This window comes from Microcystis sp. M_OC_Ca_00000000_C217Col (assembly GCF_007095585.1).
GTDB lineage: Bacteria > Cyanobacteriota > Cyanobacteriia > Cyanobacteriales > Microcystaceae > Microcystis > Microcystis panniformis.
Window position 1 is genome coordinate 1 of the sequence record NZ_SFBV01000194.1, and the last position, 2,850, is coordinate 2,850.

Annotated in this window: 2 protein-coding genes and 1 pseudogene; 2 read left to right on the plus strand and 1 reads right to left on the minus strand. The window is 45.3% G+C overall.

Annotated elements, in window-relative coordinates; all coding sequences use genetic code 11:
- Positions 1-109, plus strand: a pseudogene (locus EWV66_RS11605) (IS630 family transposase); the annotation flags it as partial.
- 200 nt (positions 110-309) lie between these two features.
- On the plus strand, positions 310-1,410 hold the full coding sequence (aroB, locus tag EWV66_RS11610) for a 3-dehydroquinate synthase (RefSeq protein WP_052277299.1): 1,101 nt from the start codon (positions 310-312) through the stop codon (positions 1,408-1,410).
- Here the strand turns inward: aroB and EWV66_RS11615 are convergent.
- Positions 1,387-2,523, minus strand: coding sequence for a geranylgeranyl reductase family protein (locus EWV66_RS11615; protein ID WP_287108120.1), 1,137 nt, complete (start codon positions 2,521-2,523; stop codon positions 1,387-1,389). The genes aroB and EWV66_RS11615 overlap by 24 nt on opposite strands.
- Positions 2,524-2,850 lie beyond the last annotated feature (327 nt).

Here is a 2,850-nt window from a genome sequence, read left to right on the forward strand (position 1 = left end):
TATTTATGAATGTCTGAATGATGCCCATCTGAAACATAAAAAAGAACTGGATTCCTTGCTGACTCTACGATTTCAGAAGTTTAATAAATCTCAGATTATGAACGTCTAAAGTATATCAGTTATCAGATTTAAGTTTTCAGTGAGCAGTATGTATTAAGTGAGCAGCATTAAATGGCAGTTTCCCACTGTCTTTTCACTGTTTACTGATCACTGTTTACTGATCACTGTTTACTGATCACTGTTTACTGATCACTGTTTACTGATTACTGTTTACTGATTACTGATCACTGAAACATCACCCCACACCCTATGGCTATTTGCATTCCCGTTAATTTACCCGATCGCTCCTATAATATTCTGATCGAGAAGGGCAGTTTAGCTAATCTCGGTGCAGAAATGAGCCAGTTAAACTTAGGTAAAAAGGTTTTATTGGTTTCTAATCCCGAAATTTTTGACTATTACGGACATACAGCCGTTAATTCCCTAGAAAAAGCGGGATTTGTCGTTTTTACTCATCTGATCCCCGCCGGCGAAAATTATAAAACCCTCGATTCGATCGCCGAAGTTTATGATAGCGCCCTCGCTCACCGTTTGGAACGTTCCTCGACTATGGTTGCCCTCGGTGGTGGTGTGATCGGGGATATGACGGGATTTGCGGCAGCCACATGGTTACGGGGCATTAATTTTGTCCAGGTTCCCACCACCCTGTTAGCCATGGTAGATGCTTCCATCGGGGGTAAAACTGGTGTTAATCATCCCCAGGGCAAAAATCTGATCGGGGCGTTTTATCAACCGAAATTAGTTCTGATCGATCCTAACGTGCTTAAAAGCCTACCCGTGCGAGAATTTCGGGCTGGAATGGCAGAAGTGATTAAATACGGTGTAATTTGGGATGCCGAGTTATTTCAACAGTTAGAAGACTCGGACAATTTAGCTAGTTTTTCTCAGATCGATGGCGAGCTATTGCAAACAATTATTACAAAGTCTTGCCAAGCGAAAGCAGATGTGGTATGCACAGACGAAAAAGAAGCGGGTTTGCGGGCGATCTTAAACTATGGTCACACGATCGCCCACGGCATTGAAAGTTTAACGGGATATACTAGCGTTAACCACGGGGAAGCGGTGGCCCTGGGGATGGTGGCGGCAGGAGCGATCGCAGTTAAACTGGGAATGTGGACCGCCGGGGAAAATCAACGTCAAACCGATTTAATCGAAAAAGCGGCCTTAGAAACCCATATGCCGCCTTTAAATGCCGATGAGATGGTTAATGCTCTTACTGCCGATAAAAAGGTTAAAGATGGCAAGGTTAGATTTATTTTACCAACGGCAATCGGCCAAGTTACCATTAGCGATCGAGTCACCCCCACCCTGGTGCGGGAGGTGTTATCACCAACCGAATCCGGGCAGTAAACGCTTTTTCAATTGTTGCATCGCTTGTTCCGTAACATCCCGGTATTTTAAATCTCCCACGAGAATACGTCCCATCAGTTGACCGGCGATCGGACGTTTAACGGCGACATTATAGGCGATTTGGGTAAATTGATAGAATAAACCAGCCAATTTGGCCGCTAAAGCCATATCTTCACCCCATTCTTCCCGAATTATCCGACTATAGCCCGCTAAAGCCTGATTATCTCCGGCTAAAGCTCGATCGATCGCCTCGGCTGCCTTAACTCCCGTCAAAATTGCCGGACGGATACCCTCACCGATGAGCGGATCGAGAATCCCCGCCGCTTCCCCTGTAATTAGGGCATTTTGGGCGTGTAGCGGTTGATTTCCGTTCCAAAGGGCTAAAGCATACTCACCATAGCGATAATCCTCTAAATTCCAGCCCTTTTGACGGGCATAATTTAACAGTTGTTTTTTCAGATCCTCGGATTTGATGCTGCCCTTAAAACAAGCACCACTAATTGTGTAACCATTAGACTTGGGAAAAGCCCAGATATAACCATTTTTTAGGGAACCAAAATCAAAAAAAGCTTTTTGGGGTGGAATAGTCGCTTCTGCGTTAGTAATTTCGAGAGTAGCACCGATCGCTTCGTTTTTCGCTGGTAATCCCAACCAGCGACTGGTATTGCCCCTAACACCATCGGCAGCAATCAGATATTTGCCTGAAAATGTTCCTTGGGATGTGGTAACTTGCCAGTGATCTTGGACGAATTTGATCTGGGTAACTTCGCTGTTATCTTGGATGGTTGCCCCGACTGCGATCGCCTGTTGACCTAAAAAATCATCGAAACGATCCCTTTGTACCATCCACATCGGTTCTAGCATATTTAACTTAGTGGTGACGGTATCCCCCTGTTTCCAAGTAAACTGTACTTGCGTGACGGTATTCTCGATCACGGGGGTAAAGTCAAAATCAAACCACTGCTTAATTGCCGGGGATACCCCCCCACCACAGGGTTTATAACGGGGTAATTTCGCTTTATCGAGGATCAGGATCGTTCGTCCCTTTTTAGCTAGATGATAACCCGCCGTCGCTCCTGCTGGTCCCGCACCGATGATAATACAGTCGAACATTTGTATTAATTTAAGTCGTTGAACAAATTTATAGACAATTTACGCTATTTTGGGCAACTTATGTTTAGTCTGGTTTCTTGTCCCTTTCTCAGGCGGTTGAGCTTGCCTCTCTAGTTTCTAGCTGATTTATCCCCCAATTTCCCAGAGAGCCTAATCTCTGGCTTTTTTAGCTAATTGATCAATTAAGTAGCTGGTTATAATTAAATTAAAAATGGATTTTAGGTTCGATCCCCCCTGCCCCCCTTGATAAGGGGGGTGCCGATAGGCGGGGGGATCCCCCTTGATAAGGGGGGTGCCGATAGGCGGGGGGATCCCCCTTGATAAGGG

Excerpts from the sequence above, each read along its gene's own strand:
- EWV66_RS11615 (WP_287108120.1), bottom strand. The coding sequence starts at position 2,523 with ATGTTCGACTGTATTATCATCGGTGCGGGACCAGCAGGAGCGACGGCG.
- aroB (WP_052277299.1), top strand. The coding sequence starts at position 310 with ATGGCTATTTGCATTCCCGTTAATTTACCCGATCGCTCCTATAATATT.